We start from the raw sequence: 17,039 nt of genomic DNA, 5'->3' as shown, positions 1-17,039 counted from the left end.
ACCCACCCCGGCGCGCGCCGACCCGGGCCCGCCCCGGTTCCCGTCCGTTCCCGAAGCACCCCGTCCGTCCCCGAAGCGGCCCGCCCGTCTTCGCGGCAACCCGTCCGTCTCCGAAGCACCCCGTCCGTCCCCACTGACCCCCGCAGTGAGCAGAGAAACCACGCAGTGAGCAAAGACAACGGCGCCCGCCCGGCGACTCCCGCCGAGCCCCCGACGCCCCCGACTCCCCGCACCTCCCTGACCTCCTCCTCCCTGGCGGCCGTCGCCGACCAGGGCATGGCCGCCCTCACCAACATCGCCGTGGTGATCGTCGCCGCCCGCCAGTCCACGGCCGACGACTTCGCCTCCTTCGCCGTCGTCTACGCGGTGTTCACGCTGCTCCTCGGCGCGGCCGGCGCCTACGTCGGCCAGCCCCTCGTCCTGCGGAAGGGCGCCGACTTCACGCTCAACCGCCACTGCTGGGACGCGGCGACCTTCACCCTCGCCGGCTCCGCCGCCGCCGGCGCGGTCCTCGCCCTGGCCACGTTCGCCCTGCCGGGCGGCACCGCGGCGGGGCTCGCCTCGCTCGGCCTGGTGCTGCCGATCGTCCTCACCCAGGACATCCTGCGTTACGCCTGCTCACTGCTGGGCATACCCCAACTGGCCCTCGCGGCGGACACGTTGCGGCTGGCCGTCGTCGTGCCCGTGCTCGCGGCCCAGCCACACGGCACGGGTCCCGGCCAACTCGTCCTGGCCTGGGGCCTGTCGGCCGCCCCCGCGCTGCTGCTCGCCGGCGGGCTGCTCGCCTGGCGCACCCGCGACGTGCGCGGCATACGCCCGGCCCGCCTGCTGGGCCACCGCCACCTCGGGCGGCGCTTCGTCGTCGAGTTCGGCGTCGGGAACGCGGCCTCCCAACTGGCCGTCATCGCCCTCGGCCTGCTGGCCAACCCGCTGGTCGTCGGCGCGTTGCGCGGCGCGGGCACCCTCTTCGGGCCGCTCAACGTCCTCTTCAACTCCGCCACCGCCTTCGGCCCCCCGCTCCTCAACCGCCGCCCCGGCCCGCACTCCCAGGCCCGCGCCGCGCTCGGCGTGGGCGGCGCGCTCGCCGCGACGGCCGTGGTGTGGGCGGCGGTGCTGACCGTGCTGCCCGACACCATGGGCCGCGAACTCCTCGGCGACACCTGGGACTCGGCCGCCGAGATCCTCACCGCGACCGGCGGCCAGTACGCGTTCATGGCTCTCGGCACCTGCGGCCTGCTGCTGCTCCGCGTGCTGACCCCGCGCGCCACCCTCCCCATCCAGCTGGTCTTCTCCGCGCTCTCCGTGGTCGCCCTCTGCGTCGGCTACGCCACCGGCGGCATCCTCGGCGCCGCCTGGGGCCTCGCGCTCGGCTCCGCGGCCAAGGCCCTGGCCTCCTGGCTCCGCGCGGCCCTGGAACTCCGCACGGTGGTCCGCCCCTGAGCGGTCCGCGCCCCACGACGCACCGCGGCGCGCCCCCGCGCCCCGACCGACCGCCGCCGGGGCGGGGAAACGGAGAGGGATGGACGAGGGGAGTCGGGCGGCGCTGGTGGTTGAGGGGAAGCGGCTGGCACGGAGACCGGAGAGGTCCGAGGGGCCACCGGAGTTGGCCTGCTTCGACGTGCGGCCGGCGGTGCCCGCCGCTGTCTACGCACAGCGGATGCGCGAGGTTCTGGCCCCGACGTTGACGCTCGCGGCGGCGATTGACTTCGATGCCGAGGAATTGCCGACAGGGTCGGTTCCCTCCTGGTTCCTGACGGTTTCGGCCGGCGGAGACGCGGGTGTCGGCCTCGACGCTCCCGCGTTCGCCCGTGCCGGCCTGGAGCGATATCTGGCGCACCCGGGGACGGACGGGCCCTGGGAGTGGGAGGACTGGCTCTCCCGTTTCGAACCGGAGTTCGGGATGCGTGGCTGGGCGTGGTGGGACCTCACCGCGGCCCCTGAAGGGGAGGAGTTGCGGATCTGGGTGGACAGCGGCACCGAGCCGTGGTTCGCCCATCTCGACCTGCTCTGGCTCGCGTACACCGCCGGCGCTTCGGCAGTCGCGCTTCCGCAGCTGCGGGCACACGGTGCCTGGGCCTCCGAGCGGGAGTCGCCCTGACGCGACCGACCGCCCGCCGGGGCGGAACGGGTTCGCCTTCGGCGGCCGTCCGCCGTTACCGTCGGGTGGACGGCCGGGGCGGAGCGGCCGTCTCCGGACGGGGAGGGGCGGTCATGAACGGCGAGGCGCGGACCACGACGCTCTGGCGGCCCACCGGGCCCGCGGAGTTGGAGCTGGTGCGCGCCGCCGGGTGGCGTGCCTGGCCGCCCCGGCTGCCGGAGCAGCCGATCTTCTACCCGGTGCTCAACGAGGACTACGCGATCCGGATCGCCCGCGACTGGAACGTCAAGCACGACGGCGCCGGCTTCGTCACCCGCTTCGAGGTGGACTCGGCGTTTCTCGCCCGCTACCCGGTGCGCCGCGCCGGTGGGCGGACCATTCTGGAACTCTGGGTGCCGGCCGAGGAGCTGGACGAGTTCAACGCCCATCTGGTCGGTGGGATCGTGCTGGTCCACACCTTCCGTTGACCAGTACCCACCGGTGCCTACCAGTGCCCACCGGTGCGGGCGCGCCCGTCAGGCCAGTCCCGCGTCGTGGACCAGCAGTGCCACCTGGGTCCGGTTCTCCAGTCCCAACTTGGCCAGCACGCTGGAGACATGCGCCTTCACCGTGGTCAGCCCCATCGCCAGCTCCCGCGCGATGTCCGCGTTCGCACGGCCGCGCGCCACCGCCAGCGCCACCTCGTGCTCCCGGGGCGTGAGCGCGGCCAACGCGGCGGCCGCCCGTTCGTGCGCGCCCGCCTGGGAGGCCGTGCGTTCCATCAGCCGCCGGGTGACGCCAGGCGAGAGGATCGGGTCCCCGGCGGCCACCCTCGTCACCGCCTCCACGATCCGCGCCGGCGCGGTGTCCTTCAACAGGAAGCCGCTGGCCCCCGCGCGCAGCGCGCGCACGATGTTCTCGTCCGTGTCGAAGGTGGTCAACACGATCACCTCGGGCGGCCTGACCAGTGCCCGCAGCCGGCGGGTCGCCGCGATCCCGTCCACCCGGGGCATCCGCACGTCCATCAGCACCACGTCCGGCGCGTGCGCGTCCACCGCGCCCAGCGCCTCGCGCCCGTCGGCCGCCTCGCCGACCACGGAGATCCCGGCCGCGCCGTCCAGCATCATCGAGAGCGCGGTGCGCACCATGGCGTCGTCGTCCACCAGCAGCACCCGGATCACGCGGGCCATGGTAGCGACGCCCGCAGCCGGAACTCCCCGTCCGACGCCGTGTGCTCCAGCTCCCCTCCGGCAAGCCGCACCCGTTCCCCCAGCCCCACCAGGCCGGCCCCGGCCCCGGTGCCCGCCCAGCCGGGGACCTCCGCGTCCCCCGCGCCGGCGGGCGGCGGCAGCGGGTTGCTCACCTCCACCACCAGCCGCTCCCCCGGCCGCCCCGCCACGCGCAGCTCCACCGGCCGACCGGGGGCGTGCTTGCGCGCGTTGGTCAGTCCCTCCTGAGCCACCCGGTACGCCGCGCGCGCCGCCCCCGCCGGAGGCGCGCCCCCGGACGTCTCCTCCCGCAGCCGCACCCGCTGCCCCACCTGACCCGCCTCGCCGACCAGCACCGGCAGGGCGCCGAGGCCCGGCCGTGTCGCGCCGGCGCCCGCCCCCTCGTCCCCTTCCTCCTCCTCGTCCCGCAACAGCCCGATCACCTGCCGCAGTTCCTCCAGCGCCTGGTGCACCCCGCTCCGCACCACCCCCGCCGCCTGGGCCAGCCGTTCCGGCGAGGAGTCCGGCCGGTACTCAAGCGCGCCGGCGAACGTCGCGACCAGCGTCAGCCGGTGCGCCAGCACGTCGTGCATCTCCCGCGCCAGCCGCCGGCGTTCGGCCAGCCTGGCCTCGGCGACCCGCCGGCCCTGCTCGGCCTCCGCCCGCAACGCCCGCTCCCGCAGCGACAGCAGCAGCGCCCGACGCGACCGCGCCCACTGACCCCAGCCGACGAGCGCCCCGTAGGCGACGCCGACCAGCAGCAGCCACCAGCCCAGCGAGATACCGGAGTTGGGCCGCCACACCGCCTGCCCCAGGTGGGCCGCGAAGCCGGCGGCCGCCACGCCCGTCGCCAGCGGCAGCCGCCGGCACTGCGCCACCTGCAACGCGCCCTGCGAGGCGGCAGGCGTGGCCACCGGCGACAGCAGCGTCAGGGCCGTCGCCGCCAACGCGCCGGCCACCGGCCACCGCAGCTGTGCCACCGCCGTCGCCACGGCCACCACCGCCACGGGCAGATCCAGCCACAGCAGACCGGCGTGTGCCTGCCCCCACACCGAGGCCGCGGTCAGCCCGCCCACGCACAGCACCACGCCGCCCACCACGGTGACCGGTCCTGGCCAACGGGTCTCCTCGACCGGGTCGTTCAGCCGATCGATCGGGTCGTTCATGGGGGCAAAGCTAGCCCGCGCGCGGGGAGCGGGGGCACCTACCGAAGTCGGAGGGACCCCCGACCGGGGAACGAGCCGCCCGGCGCGGGGGAACGCCGCCGCGCGGAGCGCCGGCCGCCGCCGGGCGCGGCCGAAGCCCTTTCGCCGGCCCCTCCGGGTGGACCGCGGCCCGGCGCCGTGGTTCGCTCGTCCCGTGTCCCGATCCCGCCCCCTCGTCGAGGTCCCCGCGTCGTTGCTCGACGCGCACGTCGGGTACTCGGGGGAGGCCGGGCGGGCGTGGGTGGCCGGGCTGCCGGCGTCGGTGGAGCGGTGGTCGGAGCGGTGGGCGCTGACGCCGGAGGGTGCGGTGGCCAGCGGGGCCGTCGCGCTGGTGGTGCCCGTGCGGCGGGCGGACGGCACACCCGCCGTGCTCAAGCTCCAGCCCGTCGACGAGGAGACGCGCCGCGAGCCGGCGGCGCTCCGCGCCTGGGACGGCGAGGGCGCGGTGCGGCTGCTGGAGCACGACCCGGCGTCGGGGACGATGCTGCTGGAACGGCTGGACGCCGCACGCTCGTTGGGGGCCCTGCCGGACGCGTGGGAGGCGCTGCGGCTGCTGAGCGCACGCCTCGCCCAGCTGTCCCGGGTGCCGGCCCCGCCCGGCCTGCGGCGCCTGGACGCGATCGCCGCCGACCTGCTCCGCCGTGCCGCCACCGCCCGCGAGCGGGTGGGCGATCCGGCGCTGCGCGGGTTGCTGGACGGTTGCGCCGGAGCGCTCGCCGAGGTGTTGCCGGACGGCGCCGGTGACCGGCTGCTCCACTGGGACCTGCACTACGACAACGTGCTGGCGCCGCTTCCCGACGGCGACCGGCGGGCGGAGTGGCTGGCGATCGACCCGAAGCCGCTCGCCGGCGACCCGGCGTTCGAGCTGCTGCCCGCGCTGCGCAACCGTTGGGACGAGGTGGTCGACGGCGGTGACGTCGCGCGGGCGGTGCTGCGGCGCTTCGACCTGATGACGGAGGCGCTGGGGCTGGAGCGGGCGCGTGCGGTGGCCTGGACCCTGGCGCGGGTGCTGCAGAACGTGCTCTGGGCGACCGGGGACGGCACCACCGCGCCCTCGTTCCCCGTCGCCGTCGACCGCCGGGTCGCGGAGGTGCTGCGTGCGCGGCGCGCCGGCTGAGGGTGCGGGCGTGGCACCCCCTCCCGCGCCTCCCGCTCGCCTTCCGCTCGCCTTCCGCGCCTCCCGCGCCCGGGGCGAGGCGGCGTCCCGGACCGGCCTCAGCGGAGCTCGGAGCGCGGGCGCGGGCGGAAGGTGGTGACCAGGGCCAGGCAGAGGAGGGCGATGCCGATGCGGCCGGAGGCCTGGAGCAGTGAGCCGCGCAGCAGGATGAAGCTGTAGCCGGCGAGGACCGGCACCGCGACGGCCAGGACGTTGCCGGGGGAGGGGTCGTCCACGGTGCGCCGCACATAGCGCCGGTCGGTGCGCGCGGCCAGGTAGCCGACGCCCGCGAAGGCCAGGCTCATGCCCAACGGCCCGAAGTCCAACCAGAGTTCGGCCCACAGCGGGGAGGAGAGGTTGGCGCTGTCGGTGCCCATCCAGCCGCCGACCAGGAAGCCGGTGTCCTCCGGCTTGTCCTCCCACAGGCCGCGCGGCACGAAGAAGAGCACGGCGCCGGCGAGCTGTTCGCCGTAGGAGTGGCCGTTGCCGTCGTCGGCGAAGGTGACGGTGTTGGCGAACATGTTGAGCTGGTCGTAGTCCTTGACCACCAGTGGTTCCAGCACGGAGTCGGTCTCCAGCGGGCGCCGTTCCCCCTCCTCGTAGCGGAAGCGGTCGGTGAACGGGAAGACCAGCAGCGCCACGACCAGTCCGAGTGCCAGCGCCGCGCGGTACATCACCGGGCTGCGCGGGAAGACGGTGAACAGCAGCGCGAAGAGAACGGTGAGAAACCAGTAACGCGGGTTGGAGATCGGGTTGTTGACGATCGCGTTGACCACCAGCAGCCCGGCCCAGGGCAGCACGACTGTCGGTCGGCGGCGGGCGCGGCGGGAGGTGACCAGCCAGCGGGTGAGAAAGAGCAGCGCCAGCATCGCCGGCACCGTTCCGAAGCCGCGCAGCAGCGCGTTGCCCGCCTCGCCGCCGCCGTCGGAGGCGTCGGAGGGGCCGCCGGTCGCCTCGGCGAGACTGGCGCTGATCTCCTGCCGGCTGGTGAAGAAGACGGCGGGGCCGCCGAGTTGCACGATCAGCAGACCACTGGCCAGATAGGCGAGAACCACCAGGACGACCAGTCGCCCCCGGTGCACACTGGCCGGCCGGCCGCGCTCCCGTCCCAGCGGGCGGACCCGGGCGAGCAGCGCGCCGACGTCGAACGCGATCATGCCGCAGAGCACCAGCGCGACGGCCAACTGGGTGTCCTCGCGGGGGCCGAGCACGGGGGTCGGGTCCCGGCCCAGCACGCTCTGCGCCAGCGGCGCGATGCCCATCGCCAGATAGCCGAAGAGCCAGAAGGCGCCCTGCACCAGCCGCCGCCGCCCGGAGAGCACCATCGCGCACAGCCGCACCCCGGCGTAGCCGGCGACGACGAGTTGCAGCCAGAAGGCGGTGTCCCGCAGCCCCGGTCCCGGCTGGGCCGCGACCGCGAGCGGTAACGCGCCCACCACCGTGGCGATCAACGGAACCGAAAGCGGCCGGGAGAGCACGGCCCGGCGCGGCACCTCGATCGCCACCCGGCCTCCCCTCCGCCACGGGAGGCTTCGGTTCCGCCGCCACGGGAGACCTCAGTCTAGGGCGGACACGGGCGGGCGCGGCGGCCGTTCACCGGGTCAGGTCCGCTCAGCACGTCAGGTCCGTTCACCGGGTCAGGTCCGTCCACCGGGTCCGGCTCGCGGTGCGGATCCCCGGCTCGGCTCGCGGCGCGGAACCCCGGCTCGGCTCGGCTCGCGGCGCGGGCGGAGGCCGTCCCCGTCGCGTCCCGCCCTGCGGGCGGGTGTGGACGGGGCGCCGCGCGCGGGGGACGATGCGCACACCTGCACGAACAAGACACGAGGTGCCGCAGCCGCCATGTCACCGCACGTACCCGCCTCAGCAGCCGCGCCCGACGACCCCGACGCCACCGGCCCCCGGGCCGCCGAGCCCGCCGCCACCGAAGAACCGCCCACGGGCCTCGGCCCCGACGACGACCCCCGGCTGCTGGACTACAACGCGTGGCTCTTCTGGCAGCGCGCGGACGAGGACAGGCGGGCCGCGCAACTGGCCCGGCAGAAAGCCGTGCTGGCGGGGGTCGAGGGGGAACTCGGCGCGCGCTGCTTCCTCTCCGAGCTGGCCATGGTCCAGCCGACCAGCCTGCGGCTGGGCGCCGACTGCTATGTCGCCGCGCACGCCTACCTGACCGGAACGGTCGTCGCCGGTGACCACTGCTCGGTCAACCCGTTCGCCGTACTGCGCGGAACGGTCACCCTGGGCAACGGGGTGCGGATCGGCGCCCACGCCTCGATCCTCGGCTTCAACCACGGCATGGAACCGGACCGGCCGGTCCACCGGCAGCCGACCTCAGAGCGCGGGATCACCATCGGTGACGATGTCTGGATCGGTTCGAACGCGGTGCTGCTGGACGGCATCACCGTCGGCTCGGGCGCCGTGATCGGCGCCGGGGCCGTGGTCACCCGCGACGTGCCGGAGTGGGCCGTGGTCGGCGGCAACCCGGCGCGCGTGATCCGCGACCGGCGCGTGCCCAAGGCCGCGCGCCGGGACCCCCGCGCGCAACTGGCCGGGCGGCTGGCCGCGTTCGCCGACCGGGCGCGGGAGCAGGCCGACGCGGTGGTGGCCCGTTCCTGGGAGGCGACCGCGCCCGCGCCCGACGGCGCGTCCACCGGCCGCTACCTGGACGCGCCCGACGCGCCGCCCACCCTGCGGGCGCACGCCGACGCCGTCGAGATCACCGCGCTGCTGCACGGCCGCGCCCCGGAGCAGTTGCCCGTCGAGGAGCATGTGCGCCGGCTGCGGCAGGGGCAGGACCCGGTCACCGGGCTGACCGCCCCGCTGGACGCGGACGGCAGGCCGGGCCCCGCGCCCGCCGGCTTCGGCAGCGACGGGGACGCCGACTACCACGTGCTGAGCCTGGGGTACGCGCTGCGACTGCTGGGTTCGGACTTCGCCCACCCGGTGGGCGCGGTCGCCGCGCTCGACGCCGACGCGCTCGTCCGGGTCCTCGCCGGGCTGCCGTGGCGGGAGCGCGGCTGGGGCGCGGGCGCCGGCGTGGACGCGCTGGGCACGGCGTTCCACTGGAACCTGACCCTCGACCCGGCGGGCCCCGACCACACCCGCCGCCAACTGGACGTCTACTTCGGCTGGTTGCTGACCCACTGCCGGCCGGGCACCGGGATGTGGAGCGAGGAGCGGGCAGCCGACGGGCTGCTCCAGCCGGTCAACGGGTACTACCGGGCGTCGCGTGGCTCGTTCGCGCAGTTCGGGCTGCCCGTCCCCTACCCGGAGCGGCTGGTCGACACGGTGCTGCGGCACGCGGCCGACCCGCGCCACTTCGGTCCGGGGCGGACCACCTCCTGCAACGTGCTGGACGTGGCGCACCCGCTGTGGCTGGCCGCCCGGCAGGTGCCGGCGTACCGGGCGGACGAGGTCGCCGCCTGGGCCACCGGCCAGTGCGGGCCGCTGCTGGAGCGCTGGGTGGAGGGGGAGGGCTTCCCGTTCCGCTTCCCGTCGCCCGGCGGGCCGGTCGGCCGGGACCAGCGGCCCGGACTCCAGGGGACCGAGATGTGGCTGGCCACCCTCTGGTACCTCGCCGACCTGGCGGGCGTCGCCGAGTCCCTCGGCTACCGCCCGACCGGTGTGCACCGCCCGGAACCGGCCACCCAGCTCGGCGCGACGCCCGTCGCGCGCTGAACGCGCCCGTGCGGCGCGGTGCCCCGGCGCGCCCGGGGCACCGCGCCGCACGGTGCGGAACCGGCCGGCGTCAGCGGGCCGCCGCCTCGCCGGCCTTCTCGGCGTTCCGCTCGTTCCGCTCGTTCCGCTCGTTCCGCTCGTTCCGCTCGTTCCGCTCGTCGAGGACGGCGGGCATCTCGCGCTCGATGTGCGCGATCAGCGCCAGCAGATGGTCGGCGGTGCTCTCGCCCAGTGGCGTCAGCGAGTAGTTGACCTTCGGCGGCATCACCGCCAGCACCTCGCGCGTCACGAAGCCGTCGCGCTCCAGCGCCTGGAGCGTCTGGGCGAGCATCTTCTCGCTGACCCCGTCGATCCGCCGGCGCAGGTGGTTGAACCTCGCGGGCCCCCGCTTGCGCAGCCCCGCCATGACCAGCACCCCCCAGCGCCCGGTCAGGTGCTCCAGCACCGCGCGGGACGGGCAGTTCTTCTCGAAGACGTCGAACGCCAGCAGGTGCGCCCGCCGCTCGTCCTCCGGGGTCATCTCGTTCATGGACAAACCTCCCGCCGCCGAGCGTACCGTCCGGCAGCACTGTCGAAAAGTTTGTGCTTTCGAAAAGTGCGTGTACGGTGGCGGTCGAACCGGCGGCCGCGGCAGGCGTCCGCCGTGCGCCGGCGAACGCGAGGGAGCGTCATCATGATCGTGATCACGGGGGCCAACGGTGGCCTGGGCAACGGGGTCGTCCGGGGGCTGCTGGCGCGCGGGGTGCCGGCCGGCGAGCTGGTCGCCGCCGTGCGCACCCCCGCGAAGGCGGCCGATCTCGCGGCCCTCGGGGTGACCGTCCGGGAGGCCGACTACGACCGCCCCGAAACCCTGGGGCCCGCCTTCGCCGACGCCCGCCGGCTGCTGCTGGTCTCCTCGGTGGGGACGGAGGAGACCCGCGTGCGCCAGCACCTGGCCGCGGTGGAGGCGGCGCGCGTCGCCGGCGTCGAACTGCTCGCCTACACCTCGGTGGTCAACGCCGACACCAACCCGCTCGCCCTGGCCGAGGCCCACCGCGCCACCGAGCGCGCCATCGCCGCCTCCGGGCTGCCCTCGGTGCTGCTGCGCAACGGCTGGTACAACGAGAACCACCTGACGCGGCTCTCCACCGCCGTCGCCACGGGCGAACTCCCCGGCAGCGCGGGCGAGGGCCGGATCGCGTTCGCCGCGCGCGCCGACTACGCGGAGGCCGCCGCCGAGGTGCTGACCCTCGACGACCAGGCGGGCCGCGTCCACGAGTTGACCGGGCCCACGGCGTGGTCGCTCGCCGAACTGGCCGCCGAGGCCGCACGGATCACCGGCCGGCCGGTCGCCTACCGTGACCTGCCGGGCGAGCGGTTCGCCGAGGCGCTGCGCGGCGCCGGGCTGCCGGAGTTCGTCGTCGAGCTGCTGGTCGACGTGGACCTGCGGGTCGCCGGGGGCGTGCTGGAGACCGTCACCGACGAGCTGCCCAAGCTTCTCGGCCGCCCGGCCACCCCGCCGTCCGCCACCCTCGCCGAGGCGCTGCGCGCCTGACCGCGCGACGGGGGGAGGCGGTGCCGACGGCGAACGGTGCCGCGGCGGCGAACGGTTCCGAGACGAACGGTTCCGAGACGAACGGAGAGGGAGAGATGACGGAGACCACCGAGGCCGCGGCCGCGATGCGCGTCGAGATCTGGGGCGACATCGTCTGCCCCTGGTGCTACCTGGGCGCCGCGCGCTTCGAGCGCGCGCTGGCCGACTTCCCGCACCGGGACCGGGTGGAGGTGGTGCACCGTTCGTTCGAGCTCGACCCGCGCCGCGAGTCCGGTGTCACCGAGCCGGTGAGCGAGTTGCTGGCCCGCCGCTACGGCCCGCGTGCCGCCGAGATGGAGCGGAGCGTGGCCGAGCTCGCCGAGTCCGAGGGGCTGCCGTACCGGACCGAACGCCTGGTCGGCAACACCCTGGACGCCCACCGGCTCCTCCAGTTCGCCGGGGAGCGCGGGCTGCGCCACCGCCTGGTGGACGTGCTCTACGCGGCGAACTTCGCCAGGGGCGAGGACCTCTTCGGCGTCGAGGCCCTGGTCGGGCTGGCCGTCGAGGCCGGGCTGGACGCCGAGGAGGCGCGCGGGGTGCTGGAGGACCCGACCGCCTACCGCGACGCGGTCCACACCGACCAGCGAACCGCCGCCCGACTCGGCGCCACCGGCGTGCCGTTCTTCGTCCTCGACGGCCGCCTGGGGGTGGCGGGCGGGCAGTCGGTCGACGTCTTCGCCCAGGCCCTGGACCGTGCCTGGGGCGACCGGTCGCCGCTGGAGCGCCTCGGCGGGACGGACGCCGAGGACGGCGAGGTCTGCGCGCCGGGCGGCGACTGCTGAACCGCGCCGGGCGGCGACCGCCGAACGGGGCACCGGCCGCCACGGGGGACGGCCGGTGGGCGGGGGAGCCCCGGCCGTCGTTCGACGGGGGAACGGCGGCCGGGGGCGACGGGGGGAACGGCCTCGCGACGGGGGAACGGCGGCCGGGTGTGACGGGGGAACGGCGCCGCGACGCGTCAGCTCTCCGGGGCTCCCGGCCGCCGAGCGGCGGCTCGGCGGCGGCGGTGGGCGGCGACCCGGGCGCGGTTGGCGCAGGCGGGGGAGCAGTGGCGGCGCGGGCTGCCGGGGCCGTGCGTCAGATGGCAGCGCCCGCAGCCGGGGGCGGCGCACACCCCCCACGCCAACGCGCCGTGCTCGCTGAGGAGCTGGGCCAGGGCGTGGGCGCCGGACGCGGTGAACCACTCGGCCCACGAGGCGTCCTCGCCCCGGTCCACATGGAGATGCCAGGCGTGTCCGCCGTGCCGGGAGAGCCGGGGGCGGGCGCCGCACTCCGCGAGCAGCGCGTTGAGCGCCTCGGCCGCGCGGTCCACGTCGGTCTCGGTGAGCACCTCGGCCAGCCGCCCGGCCGCCGCCCGCAGCGCCTCGGCGTCGGCCTCCGTCAGCGCGGCGGGCCCGACGTCCGCCGGGCGCTCGCCGTGCGCGACCAGCAGCGCGGCGAGCTGCCCTCGGCTCGCCCCCGGGCCGGCCCGCACGGCGTTGACCACGTCGACGGCCCGTCGCGCCGCCGCGAAACCGCTTCCCGGCACGGTGCCCACCCCCTTCTCACCCCTTGCGCGGGCTGCCCGCCCGGCGTGTAATGGCTTGGTTCCATAAGACATTACACGGGGAGCGGGATGACCGCCGCGCTGGGGCGCTGCCTGGCCACGGCCTTCCTGGCCCGGCTGGCCGACGAGGGCATGGGCGTCGCCGTCGTGCTGGCGGCGCTGGCCAGGACGGGGGACGCGGCCCAGGGCGCCTTCGTGCTCACCGCCTGGCTGCTGCCGCACGTGGTCACCGCGCCGCTGACCGGCGCGCTGGTGGGGCGGGTGCGGCGGCCGGCGTCGCTGTGCGGTGCCGCGCTGGGCTGCTTCGCGCTGGCCATCGCGGCGCTGGCCGCGCTCGTCGGCCGGGCGCCGACCCCGCCGGTGCTGGCCGTCGCCCTCGCCGGCGGCGCCTGCGGCCCCGTGGTCTCCGGTGGACTCTCCAGCCTGGTCGCCGAGTTGACGCCGGAGGGCCGGGCCAGGGACCGGGCGTACGCGTGGGACTCCGCCGGCTACAACGCGGCCTCGCTGGCCGGCCCCGCCCTGGTCGCCCTGCTGGCCGGCGCCGTCTCGCCGGGGGCGGCGCTCGCCGCGCTGGCGCTCTCCGCCGGGCTGGCGGCGCCCCTCGCCGCGACACTTCCCCTCGGCCGCCGAGCGCCGGCGCGCACCACAAGGCTGCGCGCCGACCTGCTCGTGGGGGCGCGCGTCGTGTGGGCGGTGCGCCCGCTGCGCGCGGTCACCTCGGCCACCGTGCTCTCCTCGTTCGGGCTCGGCGCCCTGACCACCGCCAGCGTGCTGCTCGCCGAGGGGTTCGGCGCGCCGGGTCAGGCCGGGGCGCTGCTCACCGCGTTCGCGCTGGGCGCGCTCCTCGGCGCGTTGGCCGTGCCGGGGACGGTCGAGCCGGGGCGGCTCGCCGGCTGGTCGCTGCTCGGCCTCGGTCTCGCGCTCTCCGCCGCCGCCTGGGCGCCCGGCCTCGCGTGCGCCCTGCCGCTCTACGCCCTCGCCGGCTGTTGCGACGGGCCGCTGCTCACCGCGACGCTCCGGCTGCGCGCCGCCCACGCCCCGGCGCACGCCCGCGCGCAGGTGTTCACCCTGGGCGCCGGCCTGAAACTGACCGCCGCCTCCCTCGGCGCGGCGGCCGTCGGCCTCGCGGCCGCGCTGCCCCCGCCCGCGCTGCTGCTGACCGTCGCCCTCTGCCAACTCGCCGCCGCCGCGCTCCACCGCGCCCTGGCCGGGCGCCCCGCACCCACCGCACCCACCGGGAGACACCCCGGGGAACGCGCCGCATAGGCTCGGAAACATGGCGCACATAGGCGAGTTGATCAGCTATCCGGTCAAGGGCTGCGCCGGGGTGCGCCACCGGGTCGCGCACCTGGGGCCCGCCGGCCTGCCGCACGACCGCGCGTTCATGGTCGTCGACGCCGAGGGCGCCCACCGCACCCAGCGCGCCGACCCCCGACTCGCCCTGGCCCGCCCCTCGGTGAGCGAGGACGGCGCCCGGCTCACCCTCGCCGCGCCCGGGTTCGCACCGCTCACCCTCCCCGTCGACACCGCGCGCCCCGCCCGGCCCGTGACGCTCTTCGGGCAGCCGTTCACCGGAGTCGACCAGGGAGACGAGGCCGCCGGCTGGTTCGGCGAACTCCTCGGCCGCCCCAGCCGGCTGGTCCGCGTCCCGCCCGACCACCGGCGGAGCACCGACGGGCTGACCCCCGGCACCAGCGGCTACGCCGACAGTTGCGCCGTGCTGCTGGTCGGCCGCGCCTCGCTGGACGCGTTGCACGCCCGCCTCGCCGCCCGCGGCCAGCCGCCGCTGCCCATGGACCGGTTCCGCCCCAACGTGGTGCTCGACGGCACCGGGGCGCCGCACGAGGAGGACGCCTACCGCGCGCTGACCCTCGGCGGCGCGCGCCTGGGCTTCGCCAAGCTCGCGGTGCGCTGCGCCGTGACCCTCGTCGACCAGCGCACCGGCGCCCGCGCCGGCCCCGAGCCGCTGCGCACCCTCGCCGACTACCGCCGCCACCCGGCCGGCGGCGTGGTCTTCGGCGCGAAGTTCGCCGTGCTCGCCCCGGGCACGCTGACGGTCGGCGACCGCCCCGCCGAACTCGTGCGGGAGACCGAGGTCCCGTCGGGCACCATGGGCCCATGACCCACCACGACAGAGACCGGCGGCTCGCCGAGGCCGTCGCGCTGCGCGGCTCCGGCGAGGCCGAGCGGGCGAGGACGCGGCTTCTCGCGTTGAGCGCCGAACTCCCCGGGGACGCCGAGGTGGCCTTCCAGACGGCCTGGACCCACGACGCGCTCGGTCTGGAGTCGGCCGCCGTCCCGTTCTACGAGACCGCGCTGGCCGCCGGCGAGGCGCTCGCTCCCGCCGACCGCCAGGGCGCGCTGCTCGGCCTCGGCTCCACCTACCGCACGCTGGGCCGCTACGCCGAGGCGGTGGAGACGCTGCGGCGCGGGGTCGCCGAGTTCCCCGACCACGGGGGGCTGCGCGCGTTCCTCGCGATGGCGCTGCACAACACGGGCGAACACCGGGAGGCCGTGCGCCTCCTCCTCCACCTCCTCGCCGAGACCAGCGGCGATCCCGCCGTCACCGACTACGGCCGCGCGCTCGCCTACTACGCCGACCGCCTCGACGAGACCTGGCCCGGCTGACCCGTCCCGTGCCCGGCGCGCCGCCGAGCCGGCCGGCGGCCGGGGGAAACCCCGCACGAGCCCGCCGCCCGGCCCGCGTGCGGGCGACTGGGTGGGAGGCAGTGTCCCGGGCCTGCCATGCTAGAAGCGGCACAGGCGCCCATGAGGCGGTTCGACTCCCGGGGAAGAAGTACACAGAAGATGGTGGATCAGGTACGGCCGTTGGCCGACGAGGTGGGCGCCGCGGTCTCAGCGGCGATGGAGCAGGCACTGCCGGCCGAGCTGGCCTCGGCGGACCCGCTCGTCCGCCCGTCCGACCACGCGGACTTCCAGGCCAACGTGGCGCTCTCGATGGCCAAGCGCCTCGGCCGCAACCCGCGCGAACTGGCCGGTACCCTCCGCGACCACCTGGTGGCGCACGCCCCGTTCGTCGCCTCCGTCGAGGTGTCGGGACCCGGCTTCCTCAACATCGACCTCACCGACGCCGCCCTGCTGGAACGTCTCTCCGTCCGGCTGACCGCGCCCCGGCTCGGGGTGCCCGCCTCGCAGGCCGACGAGGTCGCGGTGATCGACTACTCGGGGCCCAACGTCGCCAAGGAGATGCACGTCGGCCACCTGCGGTCGACGCTGATCGGCGACGCCCTGGCCCGGGTCCTCGACTTCCTCGGCGCGCGCGTCGTCCGGCAGAACCACGTCGGGGACTGGGGCACCCAGTTCGGGATGCTGATCCAGTACATCCTCGAACACCCCGAGGCCAGTTGGCGCAGCAAGGACGAGGACGTCGTGCGGGCCGGCACGGGCGGCGCGGTCTCCGCGCTCGACCAGCTCTACCGCACCGCGCGCGCCGCGTTCGACGCCGACCCGGAGTTCAAGGAGCGCTCGCAGCGGCGGGTCGTCGCCCTCCAGGGCGGCGACGCGGAGACCGTCGCCATCTGGAAGGAGATCGTCGCCGAGTCCGAGACCGCGTTCCAGCAGGTCTACGAGCGCCTGGGGGTGCTGCTGACCAGGGACGACACCGCGGGCGAGTCGTTCTACAACCCGTGGCTCAACGACGTGGTCGACGAGCTGGCCGCCAAGGGCATCGTGGAGGACAGCGAGGGCGCCAAGGTCATCTTCTTCGACGAGATCAGGGGCCCGGAGGACAAGCCGGTGCCGATGCTGGTCCGCAAGTCGGACGGCGGCTTCGGCTACGCCGCCACCGACCTGGCCACCCTCCGGCACAGCGTCGACCACCACGGCGGCACCCGGCTGATCTACGTCGTGGACAGCCGGCAGTCGCAGCACTTCGACATGCTCTTCCGGGCCGCCCGCAGGGCCGGCTGGCTGACCGACTCGGTCGAGGCGGTGCACGCGGCCAACGGCACCATCAACGGTCCCGACGGCAAGCCGTTCAAGACCCGCGCCGGCGGCACCGTGCGGCTGGCCGACCTGCTCGACGACGCGCAGCACGCCGCGCGGAACGTGGTCGCCGAGAAGGACCCGGGACTGGACCAGGAGGAGCTGACCGAGATCGCCCGCGTGGCGAGCATCGGCGCCGTCAAGTACGCGGAGCTGTCCACCTCGCGGAACCGCGACTACTCCTTCGACGTCGCGCGCATGGTCTCCTTCAACGGCCAGACCGGCGTCTACCTCCAGTACACCCACACCCGGATCGCCTCCATCCTGCGGCGGGCCGCCGAGGTCGAGGGCGCGGGAGCCGTGTTCCAGCCGGAGCTGGCGCTGGAGCCGGCCGAGCACGCGCTCGGCCTGGCGCTCGACGGCTTCGGGCGGGCGCTGACGGAAGTCGCCGACACCCTGGAGCCGCACCAACTCGCCGGCTACCTCTACGCGTTGGCGAAGGCGTTCACCACGTTCTACGAGTCCTGCCCGGTGCTCAAGGGCGTCAGCCCCGAGGTGCGCGCCAACCGGCTCGCGTTCTGCGAACTGACCAGGGCCACCCTCGCCCAGGGCCTGGAGCTGCTGGGCATCACCGCGCCCGACCGGATGTGAGCC

General features: G+C 75.9%; 15 protein-coding genes and 1 pseudogene. 11 read left to right on the top strand and 5 right to left on the bottom strand.

What is annotated here, in order from left to right:
- Positions 1-165 precede the first annotated feature (165 nt).
- The 3 genes from CRP51_RS02205 to CRP51_RS02195 all read left to right on the top strand — a co-directional run bounded on the left by CRP51_RS02205 (position 166) and on the right by CRP51_RS02195 (position 2,565).
- The gene (locus CRP51_RS02205; RefSeq protein ID WP_245880307.1) at positions 166-1,440 is read left to right on the top strand and encodes an MATE family efflux transporter; all 1,275 of its coding nucleotides are present in this window, start codon (positions 166-168) and stop codon (positions 1,438-1,440) included.
- 79 nt (positions 1,441-1,519) lie between these two features.
- Complete coding sequence (locus tag CRP51_RS02200; protein ID WP_097229188.1) at positions 1,520-2,098, top strand: hypothetical protein; 579 nt, start codon at positions 1,520-1,522, stop codon at positions 2,096-2,098.
- 113 nt (positions 2,099-2,211) lie between these two features.
- Positions 2,212-2,565, top strand: coding sequence for a hypothetical protein (locus CRP51_RS02195; protein WP_097229187.1), 354 nt, complete (start codon positions 2,212-2,214; stop codon positions 2,563-2,565).
- 48 nt (positions 2,566-2,613) lie between these two features.
- Here the strand turns inward: CRP51_RS02195 and CRP51_RS02190 are convergent, their stop codons facing one another.
- Both CRP51_RS02190 and CRP51_RS02185 read right to left on the bottom strand, forming a co-directional pair.
- On the bottom strand, positions 2,614-3,267 hold the full coding sequence (locus tag CRP51_RS02190) for a response regulator transcription factor (RefSeq protein WP_097229186.1): 654 nt from the start codon (positions 3,265-3,267) through the stop codon (positions 2,614-2,616).
- Entirely contained in the window at positions 3,255-4,451 is a 1,197-nt protein-coding gene (locus CRP51_RS02185) for a sensor histidine kinase (RefSeq protein WP_097229185.1), read from the bottom strand. The genes CRP51_RS02190 and CRP51_RS02185 overlap by 13 nt, the downstream gene beginning before the upstream one ends.
- 193 nt (positions 4,452-4,644) lie before the next feature.
- Here CRP51_RS02185 and CRP51_RS02180 point away from each other — a divergent pair, with 193 nt between their 5' ends.
- Positions 4,645-5,607: an aminoglycoside phosphotransferase family protein gene (locus CRP51_RS02180; RefSeq protein WP_212615806.1), complete on the top strand. Its 963-nt coding sequence runs from the start codon at positions 4,645-4,647 to the stop codon at positions 5,605-5,607.
- A gap of 98 nt (positions 5,608-5,705) precedes the next feature.
- Here the strand turns inward: CRP51_RS02180 and CRP51_RS02175 are convergent, their stop codons facing one another.
- Positions 5,706-7,151 (bottom strand): hypothetical protein, encoded by a 1,446-nt coding sequence (locus tag CRP51_RS02175; RefSeq protein WP_097229183.1) that lies wholly within the window; start codon positions 7,149-7,151, stop codon positions 5,706-5,708.
- Positions 7,152-7,992: 841 nt separating this feature from the next.
- On the opposite strand from CRP51_RS02175, the pseudogene CRP51_RS30220 reads away from it, so the two are divergent.
- A pseudogene (locus CRP51_RS30220) lies at positions 7,993-8,148 on the top strand (DapH/DapD/GlmU-related protein); the annotation flags it as partial.
- A gap of 1,243 nt (positions 8,149-9,391) precedes the next feature.
- Here CRP51_RS30220 and CRP51_RS02165 read toward each other — a convergent pair.
- Complete coding sequence (locus CRP51_RS02165; protein ID WP_170970400.1) at positions 9,392-9,850, bottom strand: winged helix-turn-helix transcriptional regulator; 459 nt, start codon at positions 9,848-9,850, stop codon at positions 9,392-9,394.
- A 144-nt stretch (positions 9,851-9,994) separates the two neighbouring features.
- Here CRP51_RS02165 and CRP51_RS02160 point away from each other — a divergent pair, with 144 nt between their 5' ends.
- The gene (locus CRP51_RS02160; RefSeq protein ID WP_097229181.1) at positions 9,995-10,855 is read left to right on the top strand and encodes an NAD(P)H-binding protein; all 861 of its coding nucleotides are present in this window, start codon (positions 9,995-9,997) and stop codon (positions 10,853-10,855) included.
- A gap of 125 nt (positions 10,856-10,980) precedes the next feature.
- Positions 10,981-11,676: a DsbA family oxidoreductase gene (locus CRP51_RS02155; RefSeq protein ID WP_097229425.1), complete on the top strand. Its 696-nt coding sequence runs from the start codon at positions 10,981-10,983 to the stop codon at positions 11,674-11,676.
- 176 nt (positions 11,677-11,852) lie between these two features.
- On the opposite strand, the gene CRP51_RS02150 is transcribed toward CRP51_RS02155, so the two are convergent.
- Positions 11,853-12,422 carry a CGNR zinc finger domain-containing protein gene (locus CRP51_RS02150; RefSeq protein ID WP_245880306.1) on the bottom strand — a complete coding sequence of 190 codons (570 nt, stop codon included), beginning with the start codon at positions 12,420-12,422 and terminating at the stop codon, positions 11,853-11,855.
- An 87-nt stretch (positions 12,423-12,509) separates the two neighbouring features.
- Between CRP51_RS02150 and CRP51_RS02145 the strand changes: the two genes are divergently transcribed.
- The 4 genes from CRP51_RS02145 (at position 12,510) to argS (ending at position 17,036) form a co-directional block, all read left to right on the top strand.
- Positions 12,510-13,706, top strand: a complete 1,197-nt coding sequence (locus CRP51_RS02145) for an MFS transporter (protein WP_097229179.1) — start codon at positions 12,510-12,512, stop codon at positions 13,704-13,706.
- Between the two features lie 10 nt (positions 13,707-13,716).
- Positions 13,717-14,562, top strand: coding sequence for an MOSC domain-containing protein (locus tag CRP51_RS02140; RefSeq protein WP_097229178.1), 846 nt, complete (start codon positions 13,717-13,719; stop codon positions 14,560-14,562).
- A complete protein-coding gene (locus tag CRP51_RS02135; protein WP_097229177.1) occupies positions 14,559-15,068 on the top strand; it encodes a tetratricopeptide repeat protein in 510 nt (169 codons plus the stop codon). The genes CRP51_RS02140 and CRP51_RS02135 overlap by 4 nt, the downstream gene beginning before the upstream one ends.
- Before the next feature lie 180 nt (positions 15,069-15,248).
- Complete coding sequence (gene argS, locus CRP51_RS02130; RefSeq protein ID WP_097229176.1) at positions 15,249-17,036, top strand: arginine--tRNA ligase; 1,788 nt, start codon at positions 15,249-15,251, stop codon at positions 17,034-17,036.
- Positions 17,037-17,039 lie beyond the last annotated feature (3 nt).

This window comes from Streptomyces zhaozhouensis (assembly GCF_900230195.1).
Taxonomy (GTDB): Bacteria; Actinomycetota; Actinomycetes; order Streptomycetales; family Streptomycetaceae; genus Streptomyces; species Streptomyces zhaozhouensis.
The sequence above is the reverse complement of the archived record's forward strand: the minus strand, read 5'-3'. Positions and strand labels throughout refer to the sequence as shown.

Coding starts and splice junctions, on each gene's coding strand:
- CRP51_RS02200 (WP_097229188.1), top strand. CDS start 1,520: ATGGACGAGGGGAGTCGGGCGGCGCTGGTGGTTGAGGGGAAGCGGCTG.
- CRP51_RS02195 (WP_097229187.1), top strand. CDS start 2,212: ATGAACGGCGAGGCGCGGACCACGACGCTCTGGCGGCCCACCGGGCCC.
- CRP51_RS02190 (WP_097229186.1), bottom strand. CDS start 3,267: ATGGCCCGCGTGATCCGGGTGCTGCTGGTGGACGACGACGCCATGGTG.
- CRP51_RS02185 (WP_097229185.1), bottom strand. CDS start 4,451: ATGAACGACCCGATCGATCGGCTGAACGACCCGGTCGAGGAGACCCGT.
- CRP51_RS02165 (WP_170970400.1), bottom strand. CDS start 9,850: ATGAACGAGATGACCCCGGAGGACGAGCGGCGGGCGCACCTGCTGGCG.
- CRP51_RS02160 (WP_097229181.1), top strand. CDS start 9,995: ATGATCGTGATCACGGGGGCCAACGGTGGCCTGGGCAACGGGGTCGTC.
- CRP51_RS02155 (WP_097229425.1), top strand. CDS start 10,981: ATGCGCGTCGAGATCTGGGGCGACATCGTCTGCCCCTGGTGCTACCTG.
- CRP51_RS02145 (WP_097229179.1), top strand. CDS start 12,510: ATGACCGCCGCGCTGGGGCGCTGCCTGGCCACGGCCTTCCTGGCCCGG.
- CRP51_RS02140 (WP_097229178.1), top strand. CDS start 13,717: ATGGCGCACATAGGCGAGTTGATCAGCTATCCGGTCAAGGGCTGCGCC.
- CRP51_RS02135 (WP_097229177.1), top strand. CDS start 14,559: ATGACCCACCACGACAGAGACCGGCGGCTCGCCGAGGCCGTCGCGCTG.
- argS (WP_097229176.1), top strand. CDS start 15,249: ATGGTGGATCAGGTACGGCCGTTGGCCGACGAGGTGGGCGCCGCGGTC.